The 19,164-nt window shown below is 66.4% G+C and carries 15 protein-coding genes, 2 tRNA genes and 1 pseudogene; 3 read left to right on the forward strand and 15 right to left on the reverse strand.

Features of this window, described 5'->3' with window-relative positions; translation table 11 throughout:
• Positions 1 to 79 (forward strand) — tRNA-Leu (locus QKY98_RS02200).
• Positions 80 to 191: 112 nt separating this feature from the next.
• Positions 192 to 278 (forward strand) — tRNA-Leu (locus QKY98_RS02205).
• 91 nt (positions 279 to 369) lie between these two features.
• On the opposite strand, the gene QKY98_RS23860 is transcribed toward QKY98_RS02205, so the two are convergent.
• From QKY98_RS23860 to QKY98_RS02265, 13 genes and pseudogenes are all read right to left on the reverse strand, one after another.
• Positions 370 to 1,041: a methyl-accepting chemotaxis protein gene (locus tag QKY98_RS23860; protein WP_371099686.1), complete on the reverse strand. Its 672-nt coding sequence runs from the start codon at positions 1,039 to 1,041 to the stop codon at positions 370 to 372.
• 186 nt (positions 1,042 to 1,227) lie between these two features.
• A pseudogene (locus QKY98_RS23865) lies at positions 1,228 to 2,490 on the reverse strand (HAMP domain-containing protein); the annotation flags it as partial.
• 12 nt (positions 2,491 to 2,502) lie between these two features.
• Positions 2,503 to 3,798: an adenylosuccinate synthase gene (locus QKY98_RS02215; protein WP_027601077.1), complete on the reverse strand. Its 1,296-nt coding sequence runs from the start codon at positions 3,796 to 3,798 to the stop codon at positions 2,503 to 2,505.
• 78 nt (positions 3,799 to 3,876) lie between these two features.
• Positions 3,877 to 5,064 carry an ATP phosphoribosyltransferase regulatory subunit gene (locus QKY98_RS02220; RefSeq protein WP_042137361.1) on the reverse strand — a complete coding sequence of 396 codons (1,188 nt, stop codon included), beginning with the start codon at positions 5,062 to 5,064 and terminating at the stop codon, positions 3,877 to 3,879.
• A 255-nt stretch (positions 5,065 to 5,319) separates the two neighbouring features.
• A complete protein-coding gene (gene hflC, locus QKY98_RS02225; protein ID WP_007161153.1) occupies positions 5,320 to 6,189 on the reverse strand; it encodes a protease modulator HflC in 870 nt (289 codons plus the stop codon).
• On the reverse strand, positions 6,189 to 7,376 hold the full coding sequence (gene hflK, locus QKY98_RS02230; RefSeq protein ID WP_007161154.1) for an FtsH protease activity modulator HflK: 1,188 nt from the start codon (positions 7,374 to 7,376) through the stop codon (positions 6,189 to 6,191). Before hflK ends, hflC begins: the two co-directional genes overlap by 1 nt.
• Positions 7,377 to 7,474: 98 nt before the next feature.
• Positions 7,475 to 8,779, reverse strand: coding sequence for a ribosome rescue GTPase HflX (hflX, locus tag QKY98_RS02235; RefSeq protein WP_284670284.1), 1,305 nt, complete (start codon positions 8,777 to 8,779; stop codon positions 7,475 to 7,477).
• 20 nt (positions 8,780 to 8,799) lie between these two features.
• The gene (hfq, locus tag QKY98_RS02240; protein ID WP_007161156.1) at positions 8,800 to 9,045 is read right to left on the reverse strand and encodes an RNA chaperone Hfq; all 246 of its coding nucleotides are present in this window, start codon (positions 9,043 to 9,045) and stop codon (positions 8,800 to 8,802) included.
• Positions 9,046 to 9,132: 87 nt separating this feature from the next.
• Positions 9,133 to 10,113, reverse strand: coding sequence for a tRNA (adenosine(37)-N6)-dimethylallyltransferase MiaA (gene miaA / locus QKY98_RS02245; protein ID WP_284670285.1), 981 nt, complete (start codon positions 10,111 to 10,113; stop codon positions 9,133 to 9,135).
• 42 nt (positions 10,114 to 10,155) lie between these two features.
• On the reverse strand, positions 10,156 to 12,054 hold the full coding sequence (mutL, locus tag QKY98_RS02250; protein WP_284670286.1) for a DNA mismatch repair endonuclease MutL: 1,899 nt from the start codon (positions 12,052 to 12,054) through the stop codon (positions 10,156 to 10,158).
• The gene (locus QKY98_RS02255; protein ID WP_284670287.1) at positions 12,047 to 13,477 is read right to left on the reverse strand and encodes an N-acetylmuramoyl-L-alanine amidase; all 1,431 of its coding nucleotides are present in this window, start codon (positions 13,475 to 13,477) and stop codon (positions 12,047 to 12,049) included. The genes mutL and QKY98_RS02255 overlap by 8 nt, the downstream gene beginning before the upstream one ends.
• Before the next feature lie 38 nt (positions 13,478 to 13,515).
• Positions 13,516 to 13,977: a tRNA (adenosine(37)-N6)-threonylcarbamoyltransferase complex ATPase subunit type 1 TsaE gene (gene tsaE, locus QKY98_RS02260; protein ID WP_007161160.1), complete on the reverse strand. Its 462-nt coding sequence runs from the start codon at positions 13,975 to 13,977 to the stop codon at positions 13,516 to 13,518.
• Positions 13,965 to 15,452, reverse strand: a complete 1,488-nt coding sequence (locus QKY98_RS02265; RefSeq protein ID WP_284670288.1) for an NAD(P)H-hydrate dehydratase — start codon at positions 15,450 to 15,452, stop codon at positions 13,965 to 13,967. Before QKY98_RS02265 ends, tsaE begins: the two co-directional genes overlap by 13 nt.
• Before the next feature lie 61 nt (positions 15,453 to 15,513).
• Between QKY98_RS02265 and queG the strand changes: the two genes are divergently transcribed.
• Positions 15,514 to 16,578 (forward strand): tRNA epoxyqueuosine(34) reductase QueG, encoded by a 1,065-nt coding sequence (gene queG / locus QKY98_RS02270; protein WP_042137352.1) that lies wholly within the window; start codon positions 15,514 to 15,516, stop codon positions 16,576 to 16,578.
• 4 nt (positions 16,579 to 16,582) lie between these two features.
• On the opposite strand, the gene QKY98_RS02275 is transcribed toward queG, so the two are convergent.
• Positions 16,583 to 17,263: a DUF2931 family protein gene (locus QKY98_RS02275; protein ID WP_044341030.1), complete on the reverse strand. Its 681-nt coding sequence runs from the start codon at positions 17,261 to 17,263 to the stop codon at positions 16,583 to 16,585.
• Complete coding sequence (locus tag QKY98_RS02280; protein ID WP_284670289.1) at positions 17,260 to 19,131, reverse strand: PAAR domain-containing protein; 1,872 nt, start codon at positions 19,129 to 19,131, stop codon at positions 17,260 to 17,262. The genes QKY98_RS02275 and QKY98_RS02280 overlap by 4 nt, the downstream gene beginning before the upstream one ends.
• Positions 19,132 to 19,164 lie beyond the last annotated feature (33 nt).

Below are 19,164 nucleotides of genomic sequence, written 5' to 3' on the forward strand. Positions count from 1 at the left end.
GGCGGAATTGGTAGACGCACTAGGTTCAGGTCCTAGCGGTGGCAACACCGTGGAAGTTCGAGTCTTCTCCTGGGCACCACTCATTATAGTCGATCGATTTGCAGATCGGTCGACGAAAAGCCGGCACTAGCCGGTTTTTTAATCCTGAAACCCGCAAGGGTGACGGGAAGCGACCAGAAGTCGCACTGCAGGCCCAGGTGGCGGAATTGGTAGACGCACTAGGTTCAGGTCCTAGCGGTGGCAACACCGTGGAAGTTCGAGTCTTCTCCTGGGCACCAATACCAAGCGGACGATCCCGGATCGGACGCAACAGAAAAAACCGGCTTCGGCCGGTTTTTTCTTGCCTGCGAAAAGGCGTGGGGCCCTCCCCTACGCCTTGAACTGCCCCAGACTGCCGCGCAACTGGGCGGCCAGCTCCGCCAGAGTCCGACTGCTGTGCGCAGTGGCCGCCACCGATTCGGCTGCGCGCAGCGTCTCGCCATGGATGACCTCGACCCGCTGGCGTACCGCCGCGGCGCCCTCTGCCTGACGCTGGGCCGCCTGGGCAGCCGTGGTCATGCTGGCATGCACCTGATCCACGGCGCGGTGGACATCCTGCTGGATGCGCTTGCTGTCGCGCAGCACCGCCAGCCCGCTGCCGGCCTGCTGGCGCGCCGCGCCTATGGCGGCGACAGCTTCGCGCGCGCCTTCCTGCAGACCGGCGATGTGGGTCCGGATGCTGCCGGTGGATTCCTGGGTCTTGCTGGCCAGCGCCCGCACCTCGTCGGCGACCACCGCAAAGCCACGTCCGCTCTCGCCGGCCCGGGCCGCTTCGATGGCTGCATTGAGCGCCAGCAGGTTGGTCTGCTCGGCGATGCCGCGGATCACGTCCAGCACCACCTCGATCTGCTCACTTTGCGCGGCCAGCCGCTCGATCACCTGGGCGCCGGACTCGACCTGGGTCACCAGCCCCTCGATACCTTCGGCCACCTCGGTGGCGATGCGGGCGTTGCTCTGGGTGGAACTGCGAATGGCCTCCACCTGCTGCAGGGCGCCCTGCATGGCCTGACTTTCGCCCTGGGCTTCCGCGGCGATACCGGACAAGGCCTCCAGACTGCGCGCCACCTCTTCGCGTTGGCGCAACGCCGCCGCTTCGGCGGTGGCACTGCTGCCGGCCAAACCGCGGATTTCCTCGCCGGTACGCGCCGCGACGCCATGGGCCTCGCCCACCAGCGGCTGCAGCTTGGCCAGGAAGCGATCGACCGCGCCACCCAGCGCCTGGATCTCATCGCCCTGCCCCAGCTGCAGGCGACGCGTGAGATCCCCCTCCCCGGCTGCCAGATCGTCCAGCGCCCGCTGCAGCACGCCGATCCGCCGCAGCACCCGGCGCCCCAGCACCAGCGCCACGGCCACGACCATCACCACGCCGACCCCGATCAGCCCCAGGGCGATCTGCCAGCGCAGCGCGCCCGCCAGGGTGGCGACCGTTTCACCGGCATTGCGACTCATGGCCAGGGCAGCCTGGCGCGTGCCTTCCAGGCGCGTCGCCAGGGTCGCCGCACTGCCCTTGGCCGCGGCCGTCACGCTGCTGGAGACCAGACCGCCGGCATCGTCGATCAGGGTCTTGAAGCTCTTGTCCAGGGCCGCGCCGGTGCGCTCGATGGTCTGGGTGGAAAAGCCCACCACCACCTTGCCGATCTCGACGCCATTGGGACTGATGGAAGCCTCCACGCGATAGACCGAAGGATCCCGCGTCGCGGCATCCAGCACCTTGGCCAGGGCGCCCTCGCCCTGGCCCACGGCGAGCAGGCGGGCCACGCGCTCGTCCTGGCGATTGAGATAGCGGGTCAGATTCTGGCCCTGGGCGTCCTGGAAGACCACGAAGAGCACCTCGGGATTGCCTTGCGCCCGCCGCGCCAGGTCGGAAAGGGCCGGCACATCGGCGTCCCACATCGCCTTGGGCGCGACGCCCGCAAGCAGCTCGGCCAGATTCTGCGCATTGCTCTTGAGGGTAGCGGCCAGGGTCTCACCCACCTGCTGCCGCTCGCGCGCCAGGCGCTGCGCAAGCCCCTCGGCCAGCCGCGCACGGGTCTGCCCCGCCAGTTCGGCAAGACTGCCATCCACCTCGCCCCCGGCCTGGCGCAGGGTGTCGGCGAGCTGCTCGGACTCGCCGGACAGGCGGGTGGCCAGGCCTGACTGCAGCCCCTTCACCGCATCCTGGGTCAGCCACAGCGCCAGGGCTACCTGGAGCATGACCGCGAGCAAAAGACTGATGAATACCGGCAGCAACAGGCGACTGCGCAGCAGCGACAAGAGAAACGACATGGAGGTCTCCAGCGACAAGGGACATTTACAGGCTGTCGGCCAGCTCGAGGGGAGCTGGAGGCTCAGCGGTAAATAGTCATAGCAATATGCTGGCCATTTCGGACCAGCGGCCGTCCCCGGCCTACCAGCGTCTCTCGCCCGCCAGAAATGGAAAAGCCCCGCGGGGCGGGGCTTTTCCGGCTGCATCCTTTTAGCGCATCAGGCGAAAGGATGGCGCAGCACGATGGTTTCCTTGCGATCCGGACCGGTCGAGACGATGTCGATCGGCGCCTCGACCAGCTCGGCGATGCGGCGGATGTAAGCCTGGGCGTTGGCCGGGAGCGCCTCGAGACTCTGGGCACCCACGGTGGATTCGCTCCAGCCCGGCATCTCTTCGTAGACCGGCTGCAGACCGATGTAGCTGTCGGCGTCGGTGGGCGCCTCGGTCAGCAGGTTGCCGGCGGCATCCTTGTAACCGGTGCAGATGCGCACGGTTTCCAGACCGTCGAGCACGTCCAGCTTGGTCAGGCACAGACCGGAGATGCTGTTGATCTCGATGGAGCGACGCAGGATGACGGCATCGAACCAGCCGCAACGGCGCGGACGGCCGGTCACGGAGCCGAATTCGTGGCCCTGCTTGGCCAGGTAGGCACCGGTTTCGTCGAACAGCTCGGTCGGGAAGGGACCGGAGCCGACGCGGGTGGTGTAGGCCTTGGTGATGCCGAGGATGTAGTCCAGGTACAGCGGACCCACGCCGGAACCGGTCGCCACGCCACCGGCGGTGGTGTTGGAGCTGGTGACGAAGGGATAGGTGCCGTGGTCGATGTCCAGCAGGGTGCCCTGGGCGCCTTCGAACATCAGGTTCTCACCGGCCTTGCGCAGCTCGTGCAGACGGCTGACGACGTCCATGACCAGCGGCTGCATGACCTTGGCATGTTCCATGGCCTCGTCGTAGGTCTTCTGGAAGTCCACCGGCGGCTCGTTGAAGTAGTTCTGCAGGACGAAGTTGTGGTAGTCCAGCACTTCCTTGAGCTTGACGGCGAAACGCTCGGGGTGGAACAGATCGCCGACGCGCAGACCGCGACGGGCGATCTTGTCTTCATAGGCCGGGCCGATGCCGCGACCGGTGGTGCCGATCTTGGCTTCGCCGCGCGCCTTCTCGCGCGCCTGATCCAGGGCCACGTGATAGGGCAGGATCAGCGAGCAGGCCGAGCTGATGCGCAGGCGCTCGCGCACCGGCACGCCGCGGGCTTCCAGCTCGCCGACTTCCTTGAACAGGGCTTCCGGCGAGAGCACCACGCCATTGCCGATCAGGCACTGGGTGTCGGCGCGCAGGATGCCCGAGGGAATCAGCCGCAGGATGGTCTTCTGACCATCGATGACCAGCGTGTGGCCGGCGTTGTGACCGCCTTGATAACGCACCACGGCAGCGGCCTGGTCGGTCAGCAGGTCCACGATCTTGCCCTTGCCCTCATCACCCCACTGGGTGCCCAGGACGACGACGTTCTTACCCATAACCTTATCCCCTGTCAGGAAGATTTCTGTCGGCCAGGCCGACGATGCTCACGTTCACCCGGATGCCAGATCCGGTGTTTAGGAATTCAAGGGCACCACGACCCAGGCGCCCTGCTGCTCGATCAGCCGGCGATCGCAGCCCGAGCTGTGCAGCTGGTCCGCGTCGTCATGAGCGGTGGCCTGGACCACCCGCTCGCCCGCGGCACGCAATTCGCGCACGGCCTGCCAGAGCACCGGCGCATCGCCCGCCGGCGCCCAGATGCCGCGGCGCGGTTCGTCGAGCACGGCGGTGCCCAGCTCGACGAGGGTCTTGAGATCGGTGGAAAAGCCGGTGGCCGGACGCGAACGGCCGAAGTCGGCGCCGATGTTGTCATAGCGACCACCCTGGGCGATGGATTGCCCGGTGCCCGGTACGAAGGCGGCGAAGACCACCCCGGTGTGGTAGTGATAACCGCGCAACTCGCCCAGATCGAAATACAGCGGCACGCCCGGGAAACGCCCCTTGAGCGAATCGGCCAGGGCGATCAGCTCGTCCAGTGCCTGCAGGACGCCCGCGGGCGCACCCGCCAGGCGCTGCCGCGCCTGCTCGAGCACCGTGGCATCGCCACTGAGTTCGACCAGCGCCCGCAGCCAGCCGCGCTCGGCGGCGGGCAGGTCGGCGGTCAATTCGGCGATCTCGTCGACCGCCTTGCGCTGCAAGGCATCGAACAGCTGCTGCTCGCTGGCGCCGGAGACGCCGGCCGCCTGGCACAGCCCGCGATAGATGCCCACATGCCCCAGATCCATGTGGACGTCGGGCACCTGGGCCTGCTCGAGCACGTCGAGCATCAGGCTGATGACTTCCAGATCCCCTTCGCTGCCGGGCACGCCATAGAGCTCGGCGCCGACCTGGATCGGGCTGCGCGAGGTGGACAGGGCACGGGGACGGGTATGCAGCACGCTGCCGGCATAGCACAGTCGGCTCGGACCGCTCTGCTTGAGGCTATGGGCCTCCATGCGCGCCACCTGGGGCGTGATGTCGGAGCGGAAGCCCATGAGGCGGCCGGAATTGGGATCGGTCACCTTGAAGGTGCGCAGTTCCAGTTCCTTGGCCGCGCCGGTGAGCAGCGATTCCAGGAATTCCAGGTGCGGGGTGATGACGAACTCGTAGCCCCAGCAATGGAACAGTTCCAGCACCCGACGCCGAGCGCCTTCGATGCGCGCCGCGTCGGGCGGCAGGATTTCCTCGATACCGTCAGGCAGCAGCCAGCGGTCTACCGTAGCCATTAGGCCTCTTCTCCATGTCATGGATCGGCACGCGGCTGCCGAGGTCGGCGCAGTGGATTCCTGGAGAATCCTGCCGCCGGATCGAGCCGCTCTGCCGTGGATTGCTACCCGGATCAGCCAGGGCGTCGCCCTTCCACGGGTTTCGTACGGACGCAAAAAAGCCGGGGATGGCCCCGGCTGATTCATGATAACACGAAAAAATCGGCGATCGGGGATGAACGACGAGCGAAGCCTAGGCGCCGTTCATCCCTGACCTCACTGCCCCGGACTCTGGAAATACTTGAAGAAATCGCTCTTCGGATCCAGCACCAGGACGTCGCTCTTGCTGGAGAAGCTGGAGCGATAGGCCTGCAGGCTGCGATAGAAGGAGAAGAACGCCGGATTCTTCGAGTAGGCCTGGGAATACACCTGGGCCGCCTGGGCATCACCTTCACCGCGGGCCTGTTCGGCCTGACGATAGGCTTCGGCCAGCAGCACGCGGCGCTGACGATCGGCGTCGGCACGGATGCCTTCAGCCAGTTCGCGACCCTTGGCGCGATGCTCGCGGGCTTCCCGCTCGCGCTCGGTGCTCATCCGCTCATAGACGCTGCGACTGACTTCCTTGGGCAGGTCGATGGCCTTGACGCGCACGTCCAGCACCTCGATACCCAGCTCTTGGTTGGCCATCTTGTTCAGCGCCGCGGTCAGCGAACCGACCATGGCATCCCGCTCACCGGACACCACCTCGTGCAGGGTGCGACGACCGAACTGGTCACGCAGCCCAGCCTCCAGGCGGCGCAGCAGTCGCTCGTCGGCGATCTGCTTGAGACCCGAGGTCGCGGTGTAGTAGCGATCGGCATTGAAGATGCGCCACTTGGCGTAGGCATCCACCATCACCGCCTTCTTTTCCAGGGTCAGGAAACGCTGCGTCGGGGTATCCAGGGTCTGCAGGCGGGCATCGAACTTGCGCACCCGGTTGACGTAGGGAATCTTGAAGTGCAGGCCGGGCTCCAGATTGGGCTCGACCACACGACCGAAGCGCAGCATCACCGCCCGCTCGGTCTCCTTCACCACGAACAGACTGCTCCAGGCGGCAAGACCCAGAACGACCACGACGATCAGCGCGGCCAGCGATTTATTGCTCATCAGCGGCTCTCCCTCGTACGCGCTTCGGTGGACTGCGGCAGATTGCGAATGACCGAGGCCGCCGTATCGCTCGACGCCGCCGGGGCAGCGCCACTGCTGATCGCCGAGGTCGGTGCCGGGGCACGGTTCTGCATCAGCTTGTCGAGCGGCAGATAGAGCAGGTTCTGGCCGGCCTGACCGGTGACCATGACCTTGCTCGCCTGACCGAGCACTTCCTGCATCGTCTCGATGTACAGACGCTCGCGGGTCAGCTGCGGATTGGCCGCGTACTGGACCGCCAGCTGGCTGAAGCGCGAGGCATCACCCTGGGCCCGGGCGACGACTTCGTCGCGATAGCCGTTGGCTTCCTCGATGATGCGCTGGGCAGCACCGCGGGCCTCGGGGATCACGCCGTTGGCATAGGCTTCGGCCTGGTTCTTCTCGCGCTGCTCGTCTTCACGGGCACGGATCACGTCGTCGAAGGCTTCCTGAACTTCACGCGGCGCCGAGGCGCTCTGGATGTTCACCTGGGTCACGGTGATGCCGGTCCCGTAGGTATCGAGGAAGCGCTGCAGACGTTCGCGGACGTTGGTGGCGACCTGCTCGCGGCCGTCGGTCAGCAACTGGTCCATGGTCGAGGAGCCGGCCACGTGGCGCACGGCGCTGTCGGTCGCCTGCTGCAGGCTGACCTCGGGCTGGTCGACGTTGAGGACGAAGTCCTTGAGATTGGTGATGCGGTACTGGACGGTCAGCGGCACCTCGACGATGTTCTCGTCCTGGGTCAGCATGGCGCCCTGCTTGCTGTAGGCCCGCTCACGGGTGACATTTTCCTGGTACTTGGTCTCGAAGGGCGGGAAGTAGATGTTCAGGCCGGGCCCTACCGTCTCATGGTATTTGCCCAGGCGCAGCACCACCGCCTGCTCCTGCTCGTCCACGACGTAGACGGCGTTGTACAGCCAGAGAGCGCCGACCAGCAGCACGCCCAGCAGCAGCAAACCCTTGCCACCACCCGAGCCGAAGCTGTCGCCGCCGCTGCCGCCGGAGCGCTTCTTGCCGCCGACCAGGCGGTTGATGCGGTCCTGAAACTTACGCAAGGCTTCGTCGAGATCCGGCGGCCCCTTGCGTCCACCATTGCCGCCACCGTTGTTGTTGCGGCCGCCCCAGGGGTCTTGATTGTTCGAGTTGCCACCGGGCTCGTTCCAAGCCATAGCGCTCTCCCTACTGATAACGCGAAAACGCGCCGAAATGGCGCGCCGACCAATGCTACCGGATGGTCCCTGCCCGAACAAAAGCGCCGAGCGGGGGTTTATTGCAAAACATGTTGCTGGATAAAGACTTCCGGTTCTTCACCGGCCCGGCTGAGCAGTCGATTGAGTTCGGCGCGGGGTACTCGTACAGACAACAGGATGTTGCCTTCGTCATCATGATCGTCCTGGCGAACCACGCCCAGCTCGAACAGCTGGGCCCGCAGCCGGGCATGCCGCTGGGGCAGGCGCAGCACCCCGACGAAAAGATCTTCGCCGAGCAGTTCGGCCACGGCCTGACCGACCAGCTCCAGACCACGGCCTTCGCGCGCCGAGACCCAGACCCGGATCGGCCGTCCGGTTTCATCGTCGCGCTGGATATGCGGCTCGACCCCGTCGAGCAGATCGAGCTTGTTGTAGACCTCCAACATCGGCAGCTCGTCGGCACCGATTTCGTGCAGCACCGCCTCGACCTGCTCGATCTGCAGCTGGCGATCGTCCTCGTGGGCATCGATCACGTGCAGCAGCAGGTCGGAGTTGCTGGATTCCTCCAGGGTCGCCCGGAAGGCCTCCACTAGCTTGTGCGGCAGATGGCGGATGAAGCCCACGGTATCGGCCAGCACGATCGGCCCCAGGTCCGGCAATTCCAGACGGCGCAGGGTGGGATCGAGGGTGGCGAACAGCAGGTTGGCCGCGTAGACGCCGGATTCAGTGAGGCTGTTGAACAGGGTGGACTTGCCGGCGTTGGTGTAGCCGACCAGGGACACCGAGGGAATCTCGGCACGCCGGCGACCGCGCCGGGCCTGCTCGCGCTGGCTGCGCACCTTGTCCAGGCGCTGGCGGATCTGGCGGATGCGGATCCGCAGGAGACGACGGTCGGTTTCGAGCTGGGTTTCACCCGGACCACGCAGACCGATGCCGCCCTTCTGGCGCTCGAGGTGGGTCCAGCCGCGCACCAGCCGGGTGCTCATGTGCTCGAGCTGGGCGAGTTCCACCTGCAGCTTGCCCTCGTGGGTCCGGGCGCGCTGGGCGAAGATGTCGAGAATGAGGCCCGTGCGATCGAGGACGCGGCACTCGAAGGCTTTTTCGAGGTTGCGTTCCTGACTGGGCGTGAGGTCATGGTTGAAGATGACCAGATCGGCGGCATGGGCGTGCACCTGATCGTGCAACTCTTCGACCTTGCCGGTACCGATGAGATAACGCGCCGTCGGCTGGCTGCGGGTCACCGTGACGAACGCCACGGTCTCCGCACCCGCCGATCGCGCGAGTTCGAGGAACTCCTGAGGATCTTCGCGCGCCTCGGGATGCAGGCCTTCCAAATGGACCAGAATGGCCCGCTCACCACCTTCGTGACGCTCGAAGAACAACAGGGCGCTCCTCTCGTTATTTATTCGCTATCCGACTCGCTCGTCTCGGAGCTGGGCAGACGGACCGGGCGGCTCGGCACCACGGTGGAGATTGCATGCTTGTAGACCATCTGGCTGACGGTGTTCTTGAGCAGAATCACGAACTGGTCGAAGGACTCGATCTGACCCTGCAGCTTGATACCGTTGACGAGATAGATGGAAACCGGAACGCGCTCTTTACGCAGGGTGTTCAGGTAAGGGTCTTGTAGCGAATGCCCTTTTGACATCGTGTCGCTCTCCTAAGGAAATGAAAATACCGATCTGGCGACATGCCAGTTTCCGCTGCCCACCATGGACACGCGGACAAAAACGATTCAGCTGCGGGGCGATATGGTGTCACCGGCCAGGCATTTCAAGATCCGCGGCAGATTGTCACAAGCCAGGCTGTCGAAGGTGTGTGCGGCGGGCCAGCCACGCAACCAGGTCAACTGCCGCTTCGCCAACTGCCGCGTCGCCGCAACGCCACGCGCCACCATCTCTTCCCGCGTGCAACCCCCTTCCAGGAACTCCCACACCTGACGATAGCCTACGGATCGCATGGACGGCAGACCAGGATGCAAATCGGGACGTTCCCGCAAGGCTGAGACTTCGTCGATGAAGCCCTGTTCCAGCATCAGGCTGAAGCGCTCGGCGATACGCGCATGGAGCACCTCACGCCGGCCGGGCGCCAGGATCAATTGGGCCACAGTATAGGGTAATTGCGTCTGGGGCGCCCCGTTCGAATCGGCATTGGCGCGCAATTGCAGCGCGCGGTGCTCGGTCATCGACTGGCCGCTGACGCGATACACCTCGAGCGCACGCAGGAGGCGCTGGGGATCGTTGGGATGGATGCGCGCGGCCGATACCGGATCGACCTCGGCCAATTGCCGGTGGATCTCGCCCCAGCCGGCCGTGGCCGCCAGCGCCTCGATCTCGGCCCGCACCTCGGCGTCGGCACCGGGCATGTCAGCCAGGCCTTCGAGCAGGGCCCTGAAGTAGAGCATGGTGCCACCCACCAGCAGCGGGATTCGTCCGGCCGCGGTGATCTCGGCCATGGCCGCCAGGGCATCGGTGCGAAATTCGGCGGCGGAATAGCTCTCCGCAGGGTCGCGGATGTCCACCAGCCGGTGCGGATGGGCGGCCAGCAGCTCGGCGCTGGGCTTGGCGGTGCCTATGTCCATGCCGCGATAGATGAGCGCCGAATCCACGCTGATCAGCTCGATGGGCAGCAGCCGCGCCAGCTCGATGGCGAGATCGGTCTTGCCGGAGGCGGTCGGCCCCATGAGAAAGATGGCGGGCGGCAGAGGGGCGGTCATTGCGGATTCTCGAAGGGGCGCCGCACGCGGCGCGGCGGGCGGTCAGCGGCCGCGCAGGAAGAGTTTATCCAGGTCGTCCAGGCTGAGCTGGGCCCAGGTGGGACGACCGTGGTTGCACTGGCCGCTGCGCTCGGTGGTTTCCATGTCGCGCAGCAGGGCATTCATTTCCGGCAGGGTCAGCCGCCGGTTGGCCCGTACCGAGCCGTGGCAGGCCATGGTGCCGAGCAATTCGTTGAGGTGCGCCTGGATGCGATCGCTGGTGCCATAGTCCAGCAGGTCGGCGAGCACGTCCTGCACCAGCCGCGCCGCCTGGGCCTGCTTGAGCAGGGCGGGGATCTGGCGGATGGCGAGGGTCTCGGGACCCAGGCGCTGCAGTTCGAAGCCGAGGCGCTCGAACCACTGGCCATGCTCTTCGGCGCAGTCGGCCTCGCGCTCGCTGACGGCCAGGGACTCCGGCACCAAGAGCGGCTGGCCGCGCAGGCCTTCGCTGGCCATGGCCACCTTGAGTCGTTCGTAGGTGATGCGCTCGTGGGCGGCGTGCATGTCCACCAGGATCAGGCCCTGGGCGTTCTCGGCCAGGATGTAGATGCCCTTGAGCTGCGCCAGGGCATAGCCCAGCGGCGGCACGTCGCCCTGCTCCGCGGGCAGGGCCGCGGCCTCGGCACCCTCCGGCAGCGGCGCGAAGAAGGCCTTGTAGGCGCTCTGCACCTCGGCCACCGGCGCGCCGGCATAGGGCTGCGGGGCAGGACTGTAGTGCGCGGCACCACCCGAACCGCCGCCACCGGCGAAGGGCTGGGCCGGCGGCGCAGGGCTGTCGTGCAACACGGCGGCAGCCAGGCGCATCTCGCCCTGGGGGCCGAATTCACCGGCGGCCGGACCGCTCAGCGGCGTCGGTGCGGTGGGCGCCACCACGGCGAGCTGGTCATCCGGGCGGATGTCGCCAAGTGCCCGGTGCAGGGTGCCGTAGAGAAAGTCGTGCACCTGGCGGCTGTCGCGGAAGCGCACCTCGTGTTTGGTGGGGTGGACGTTGACGTCCACCGCCGCCGGATCCACTTCCAGGAACAGCACGAAGGCCGGGTGGCGCCCGCTGTAGAGGACGTCGCGATAGGCCTGGCGTACGGCATGGGCGACCAGCTTGTCGCGCACCATGCGGCCGTTGACGTAGAAGTACTGCAGATCCGCCTGGCTGCGCGAAAAGGTCGGCAGGCCGACCCAGCCCCAGAGGCGCAGGCCGTTGCGCTCGTGCTCCAGCGGCAGGGCCTGTTCGAGAAAGGCCGGACTGCAGACCGCGCCGACCCGCCGCCCCTGGCTCTGGGGATCGCCCGCCGGATGCAGAGCCAGCACGCTCTTACCGTTGTGTCTCAGATGGAAACCCACGTCGAAGCGCGCCAGCGCCAGGCGCCGCACCACTTCCTGCAGGTGATCGAATTCGGTCTTTTCGGCGCGCAGGAACTTGCGTCGCGCCGGGGTATTGAAGAACAGGTCGCGCACCTCCACCGAGGTGCCCTGGGGATGGGCGGCGGGCTGCACCCGCGGTTGCATCTCGCGGCCTTCGGTCTCCACCTGCCAGGCCTGGTCTTCGCCGCGAAAGCGCGAGGTCAGGGTGAGGCGCGACACCGAACTGACCGACGCCAGGGCCTCACCGCGAAAGCCCAGGCTGGTGACGCTTTCCAGTTCGTCCAGGTGATAGATCTTGCTGGTGGCATGGCGCGCCAGGGCCAGATGCAGGTCATCCGGCGGGATGCCATGGCCGTCGTCGCGGATGCGCAGCAGCTTGACCCCGCCCTGCTCCACCTCGATATCGATGCGCCGGGCCCCGGCGTCCAGGCTGTTCTCCAGCAGTTCCTTGGCCACCGAGGCGGGTCGTTCGACCACCTCGCCGGCGGCGATCTGGTTGGACAGCCGCGGGCTGAGCAGCTGGATGCGCCGGGGTTCAGTCATTGCTGGCCGCCAGTTCGTGGGTGGGGATGGTCAATACCTGGCCGGAGCGGATGCGATTGCCGCGCAGCCCATTGGCCGCCCGCAGGGTGGAGAGATCGACGTCATAGCGACGGGCGATGAGGCTTAGGCTTTCGCCGGGCTGCACCCGGTGCTGATCGAAGCCGCGCACGCTGCCGACCTTGTCGCCCCGCTGCTCGCGCTGCCAGGCCAGGTAGGTGCCGGGCGGCGGACGGTGCTGGAAGTACTGCACGATACCGGCCTGGATCTGCCGGGCGAGCAGCCCCTGGTGCGCCGGACTGGCCAGCTTGGCCGATTCGTTGGCATTGGTGATGAAGCCGGTTTCCACCAGGATCGAGGGGATGTCCGGCGACTTCAGCACCATGAAGCCGGCCTGCTCCACCCGCGTGTGCAAGAGCTTGGTGGCGCGCCCGACCTGGCTGAGGATGGTCTGGCCGACCTCCAGGCTGGAGGCCACGGTGGCGGTCATGGACAGGTCCATGAGCACTCCGGCGAGCATGGGATCCTTGTTGTCCAGCGCATCGGACACCCCGCCGATCTGGTCGGAGCGGTTTTCCGCATCGGCCAGCCAGCGCGCCGCCTCGGAGGTGGCGCCGCGCTGGGACAGGGCGAAGACGGTGACGCCCTCGGCGCTGGCACTGGGCGCCGAATCGGCGTGAATCGAAATGAACAGGTCGGCGCCCTTCTTGCGGGCGATGATCTGCCGCTGGCGCAACGGGATGAAGTAGTCGCTGGTGCGGGTCAGCTCGGCGCGAAAGCCCTTCTGCCGATTGAGATTGGCCTGCAACTGCTTGGCGATGGCCAGCACCACGTTCTTCTCGTACAACCGACCGCGACCGATGGCACCCGGGTCTTCGCCGCCGTGGCCGGGGTCGATCACCACCACCACGTCGCGCTTGCCGCTGGGGCTGGACGGCAGACGGGTCGCCGGCTGCGCCGGGGTCACCGGCGTGGCCGGCAGATTGGGCGTGACGGTGGCGGGAATGTCACTGGTGGCGGGATCGGTGCCCTGGTCGTAGAGGTCGACCACCAGGCGATTGCCGTATTCCTTGTTGGGCGCCAGGGTAAAGCTCTTGGGCGTCAGGGCACCCTTGGTGTCCAGCACCAGGCGCACCTCGCCCGGCGAACGCTGGGCCGCGCGCAGACCGGTGATGGGGGTGTTGCGCAGCGGCTTTTCGTTCAGCCCACCGTCGAGCTGCGCGCCGGACAGGTCGATGACGATGCGATCCGGGGCACTGAGGGTGAAGACGCTGGCCTTGACCGGGCCGGTCAGATCGAACACCAGACGGGTGTTGTCGGGCGCACGCCAGACGCGCATGCCCTTGATCTGGGTGGCGGCCAGCAGCTGACTGCTGAGAATCAACAACAACAGGCCGAGTCCCGACCTGAAAAAACGCTTGCGCATGCCTGCGACCGTATAGCTGGAGAACGAGGGATCGGCGCCTAGGGCGCGAGGGCGGCGCACCAGGCCTCGCCGTGAGCGCCATGACTAGTCAGGCGCAGATCACGGCCGTCGGCGCGTGGCGTAATGGTAATGTCCAGGTCCGGCTTTGGCAAAAAGCCCTGACCGCGCTCGGGCCATTCCACCAGGCACAAGGCCTCGGGTGTGAAGTAGTCGCGAATCCCCATGAATTCCAGTTCTTCCGGATCGGCCAGGCGATAGAGATCGAAGTGATAGACCGCGCCACTGGCCAGTTCGTAGGGCTCGACCAGGGTGAAGGTGGGACTCTTCACCGCCCCGGTGTGGCCGAGGCCACGCAGGATGCCCCGCGACAGGGTGGTCTTGCCGGCGCCCAGATCGCCGTGCAGATAGAGTACGCCACGACCGCCGCTGGCCTGGGCCAGGCGGGCACCCAGGGCGTACATGGCGTCTTCGTCGGCGGCGTGCAGGGTCAGTTCAGGCATGGCTGGAGTTCCTCGAGCAACTGGCGGGCGACCGGGGGCAGATCGCTGGCGGCGAGACCGCGGCCCTGGCGACCCAGCTCGGCGCCGGCGCGGCCGTGCAGCCAGGCGCCCAGGCAGGCGGCCTCGAAGGGGGCCAGCCCCTGCCCCAGCAGGGCGGCGATGATACCGGTGAGGATGTCCCCCAGGCCACCGGTAGCCATCGCCGGATGACCTTCGCCGCACAGTGCCATGCGACCGTCCGGATGGGCGATCAGGGTACCGAAGCCCTTGAGCAGCGCCACGCCGCCATAGCGCCGCGCCAGTTCGCGGGCGCTGCCGGGACGATCGGCCTCGATGTCCTTGATCGAGACCTCCAGCAGCCGTGCTGCCTCACCCGGATGGGGCGTCATCACCCAGGGCCCGCGCGGCGCCTGGACCACCCCGGCGGCCAGCAGATTGAGGGCATCGGCGTCCCAGACCTGGGCCGCGTCCAGCGTTGCGGCGGCACTGGCCAGGGCCTTGCCCCAGGCGCCCTGCCCCAGGCCCGGCCCGACCGCGAGCACATCGGCCTTCTTGGCCAGTTCCAGCACGGCGAAACTGGAATGCACCCCGGCGACCATGACTTCCGGCCGCCGCGCCAGCACCGCGGTGACATTGGAGGGCCGGGTCGCCAGGCTGAGCATGCCGGCGCCGCAGCGCAGCGCTGCCTCGCTAGTCATGATGGCTGCGCCACCGGTGCCTTCGTCGCCGCCGATCACCAGCAGATGGCCGTACTGCCCCTTGTGCGCATTGAGCGGGCGCCTGGCCAGCCGCGGCAGGTTGCCGGGCGCCAGGCGCTGGGCGGTGGCATGAGCGGGATTCTGCGGCTCCTCCATCAGCGGCTCGAACACCAGACTGCCGACATGGTCAGGCCCCTTGCCGGTGAACAGGCCGAGCTTGAGGCCGATGAAGGTGATGGTCAGATCGGCGCGCACCAGGGGGCCCGCCGCGGCGCCGGTGTCGGCATCCAGTCCGGAAGGAAGGTCGATGGCCACCACCGGCAGCTCGCTGGCGTTGATCCGTTCGATGGCCGCGGCATAGGGCTCGCGCGCCGCGCCCTTGAGTCCGGTGCCCAGCAGGGCATCGACCACCAGCCCCTCCAGCGGGGCATCCGTGCGCCAGGGCTGGATGTCCACGCCGGCGGCCAGGGCCTCGGCATGGGCCAGGGCAGCATCACCCTGGAGTCCGGTCGGATCGGCAAGGTGCCAGACCCGTGCCTGCCAGCCGGCCTTGCGCGCCAGCGCCGCGACCAGATAGCCGTCGCCGGCATTGTTGCCACCGCCGGCCAGCACGCAGAGGGCGCCGGCATGGGGCCAGCCGTGGCGCAAGGAGCGCCAGGCCGCGGCCGCCGCGCGTCTCATCAACTCGAGGCCGGGCAAACCGCCGGCGATCAGTTGGGCATCGAGATCCCGCACCTGCTGGGCGCTGTAGAGCTGGAACGGCAGTTCGTCGTGCATGCTGGGAAAGCCTCCGGAGTCTGGCAAAATAGGCGGCCCTCCTGCCTGTGCGTTCCCGTCGATGTCCGCTGTCGCTCTCGATCTCGCCGCCCTGGCCGACCTCATCAAGACCTGGGGTCGGGAATTGGGCTTTCAGCAGACCGGCATCGCCGGGCTGGATCTGGCACGTCACGAGGAACATCTGGAGCGCTGGCTGGCCGCCGGTTTCCACGGCGAGATGGACTATATGGCCGCGCACGGCAGCAAACGTTCGCGACCGGCCGAACTGGTCCCGGGCACCCTGAGGGTGATTTCCCTGCGGATGGATTACCTGCCCGGCGACACCCGCATGAGCGAACGCCTGGCCGACGGCGCGGCAGCCTATGTTTCGCGCTACGCCCTGGGCCGCGACTATCACAAGCTGATCCGCAAGCGCCTGCAGCACCTGGCCGAGCGCATCCAGGGCGAGATCGGCCCCTTCGGCTATCGCGCCTTCGTCGACAGTGCGCCGGTGCTGGAAAAGGCCATCGCCGAACAGGCCGGCCTGGGCTGGATCGGCAAGAACACCCTGGTGCTCAATCGCAAGGCCGGCAGCTGGTTCTTTCTCGGCGAACTCTTCGTCGACGTGCCGCTGCCGGTGGACGAACCCACCCCGCGTGACCACTGCGGCACCTGCCGCGCCTGCCTGGACATCTGCCCGACCCAGGCCTTCGTCGGCCCCTATCAGCTCGACGCCCGGCGCTGCATTTCCTACCTGACCATCGAGTTCAAGGGCAGCATTCCGCCGGAGCTGCGCCCCTTGATCGGCAACCGGGTCTTCGGCTGCGACGACTGCCAGCTGGTCTGCCCCTGGAACCGCTTCGCCAAGCCCACCGCCGAAGGCGATTTCCAGCCACGCCACAGCCTGGACAGCGCCAGCCTGGCCGAACTCTTTCGCTGGACCGAAGCCGAATTCCTCAGCCGCACCGAAGGCTCGCCGTTACGCCGCGCCGGTTACGAGCGCTGGCTGCGCAACCTGGCCGTGGGCCTGGGCAACGCCCCGACCAGCATCCCGGTGGTGGAAGCCCTGAAGCTGCAGCGCGAACACCCCTCCCCCCTGGTGCGCGAGCACGTGGAATGGGCGCTGCAGCGACACGCGGCCAGCTAGGCGCTCAGGGCCCTACCGTAGTGTAGGGGATGGGTGCCCACCAGCTGCCGTAGGGGACGCCGTACTTGTCGACATAGCGCTTGACCACCGGCGACAGCGGCCGGTACTTGCCGTTGGATTTGCCGCCATAGGGCCCCTTCGGCTCGATCTCGGCCTGGAGGGTCAGGACTTCGATGGGGTCGAGACAGGGGCCCATGATCCAGACCTTGACCACCCCGCCGGGCGCCAGGCCGATGGTGAGGTCCTTGCGATAATCCGAAGTGCGACCACTGACCGGACACTCGGCTGGCAGACGCTCGACCATCTTTTCCCTGGCCCAATCAGGAATGGTGAACAGCGCGTGATAGGTTTGGGGCTCGACCATGGATTGCCAGCGTAAGGAGACGACGTAAGGTAGGTCTAAGCCGGTTAGGGTACGGCCGGCACCGGAGCCAATCCTTTTAGGCCAGCCCTTGGCGGTAGCCGATAGGCTGGCTGGCTCACCCATGGCGACCACTCCCCCCATAGCATTGGGAAAGATGCGTCCACTGTTGTCGCCAATATTGGCCTGCTCCAGCCAGACCTCCATGTAGTTGGGCGCCAGAAAGCCCAGGTACCAGGCGTCATAGGGCAGCTTGTTCGCGGCGTCAGACTGACAACCTGCCAGGCCCAGTAGCAGGACGATAGATAGCAGCCAGCGACTCATCGCGGGTACCCCGCTTGGGGACGATTGGGATAGAGGCTGCGCCGACCATCGGCGGTAGGGGCATCGACGAAGATTGCATCCACATTGCCCAGGCCACTACCCACACGCGCATTCCAATGGGCGGATCTGTGCACATAGCGACTGAGCAGCAGACGATTTTCGGCCTGGCTCAGTGGCTCAGGCGCATGCGGACCGCCTGCCTGAAGCTTGCCGGCTATAGGAACCAGGTCGGCCGGCAAGCGCCACTCCGGATCCTCTTCGTCAAGAGCCATGAAGGGCACACCCTGGGCGCTGGCCAGACGGTGCATAATCCGCAGATAAACCAGGGATAGCTCTCCACGCACCTGCCGCTCCAGCCGTATCGCGGCGAAAACCTCGATTTCCGGCAGGTCGCCTCGGACGCGAGGTAACTCGAGGCGCCAGGTATCGATGCCGAGACGAGTGCTGGCTGAGTCGTACCAGGGCGCCCCTTGCAGGTGTCGTAACTCCAGTTCGGCCTGACGATAGCTCCAGGCCTGGTGGCTATCCGTGCCCTGGGGCTCACGGGAAGCCCTCGGCCGGGTCAATAGCAATCGTTCCTGTATCTCGGCAGGATAGCCGCCACCAATATCAGCGTGGGCACCAGGCAAGAGGATCTCTGCGTGTTCAGGTGCCACGCTGGTCAGGGCGAAGTTACGGCGGAATTCATGCTGGGCAGTCAATTGCACCACCTTGAGCGCGCAACCGGATGGTAAATAAAGATTGAGCCCAGGATTTACTGCATTGGCCGGACTGAAATCGCCCCGCAGCGGATCGGCGATCGCTGCCACGGTATCGAACAAACCGATAAAGTTGAGTCTTGCCCTGGCGCGCTGCCAGGAAAAACACGGCAACAGTCCTGTAGCTGCGATACCGCCATCCACCTTGAGCACTTCATTGGCGAAATGCCGCGCTGCGGCTGCTCCTCTGCTAAAACCAAAAAGATCGAAATCAATAGCTTCAACAGTTACGTTGGGATTGTTTCGTTTGAATTGGTCATAGCTTTCTCCAAAGGCTTTCGGGAACGTCTGAACACAAGCAAGGACGCCACTAGCTCCTAGGCCAGTACCCATTGAAAATAGGCTATCTGCCTGGCCGGCACGGGTGCCAATACCTTCAATGTATATACGAAGTGTGGCTGTTGACTCGTCGCCCTCGAGCACGCGTGTGGCATCGTTTTTATACAGTCTGAATAGCCGCGCGATATTCGTCTCCGCCCCGGCATAGCTGCCATCGGCACTCAGCATGAACTTCTCGCAATGCTCTGCGATGCTGCGCGCTTGATCCTGGCGAAACCCCTGCTCTTCCGCCCGGCAGGCGGCGCCGGTGGCGGCGTTGAAGAGGTTGTTGCCGGTACCGTCGAAGAAGACGCCGATGCGCAGGGTGATGCGCTGTTCCAGCGGGCGCTCCGCCTGTTCGGCGACTTCATCCCTGGCGACGGGCGCGCTGTCCGGGCGCTTGGCCGGTCCCTCGCTGCCCTGTCGCTCCCGGTCGCGCAGCGCCGAAGGCTTGCCCTGCCCCGGTGCCAGGCCGGTAGCACCTGCATGGCTTGCGCAGGTGCCCTTGGCCGCGCCGCCTGCGTCCAGGCCGATGATGACGGTGCCGGAACCACCGATCACCACGCCGCCATGGCTGGTGAGGCTGCCGAGCACCGCCGCAGGCCGGCCGTTGATCAGGACGTTGGGGATGACCGCGGCGCTCAGGGCCGCGCCACAGCCGCAGGCATGGCCGAGGGTCGCGGCGGGCAGGCCATCGAAGGTGACATCGGCGGAGCCCTGGACCAGGGCGGTGGAACCACATTTGGGGCAGGCGACGGCGTCGCCCAGGCGAGCAGCGGGCTTTCCAGACATGACCGATCTCCCTATCGGTAACTGGGGCCTGAA

It is taken from the genome of Pseudomonas sp. HR1 (genome assembly GCF_030175875.1).
In the GTDB taxonomy this organism is placed as follows: Bacteria; Pseudomonadota; Gammaproteobacteria; order Pseudomonadales; family Pseudomonadaceae; genus Chryseomonas; species Chryseomonas oryzihabitans.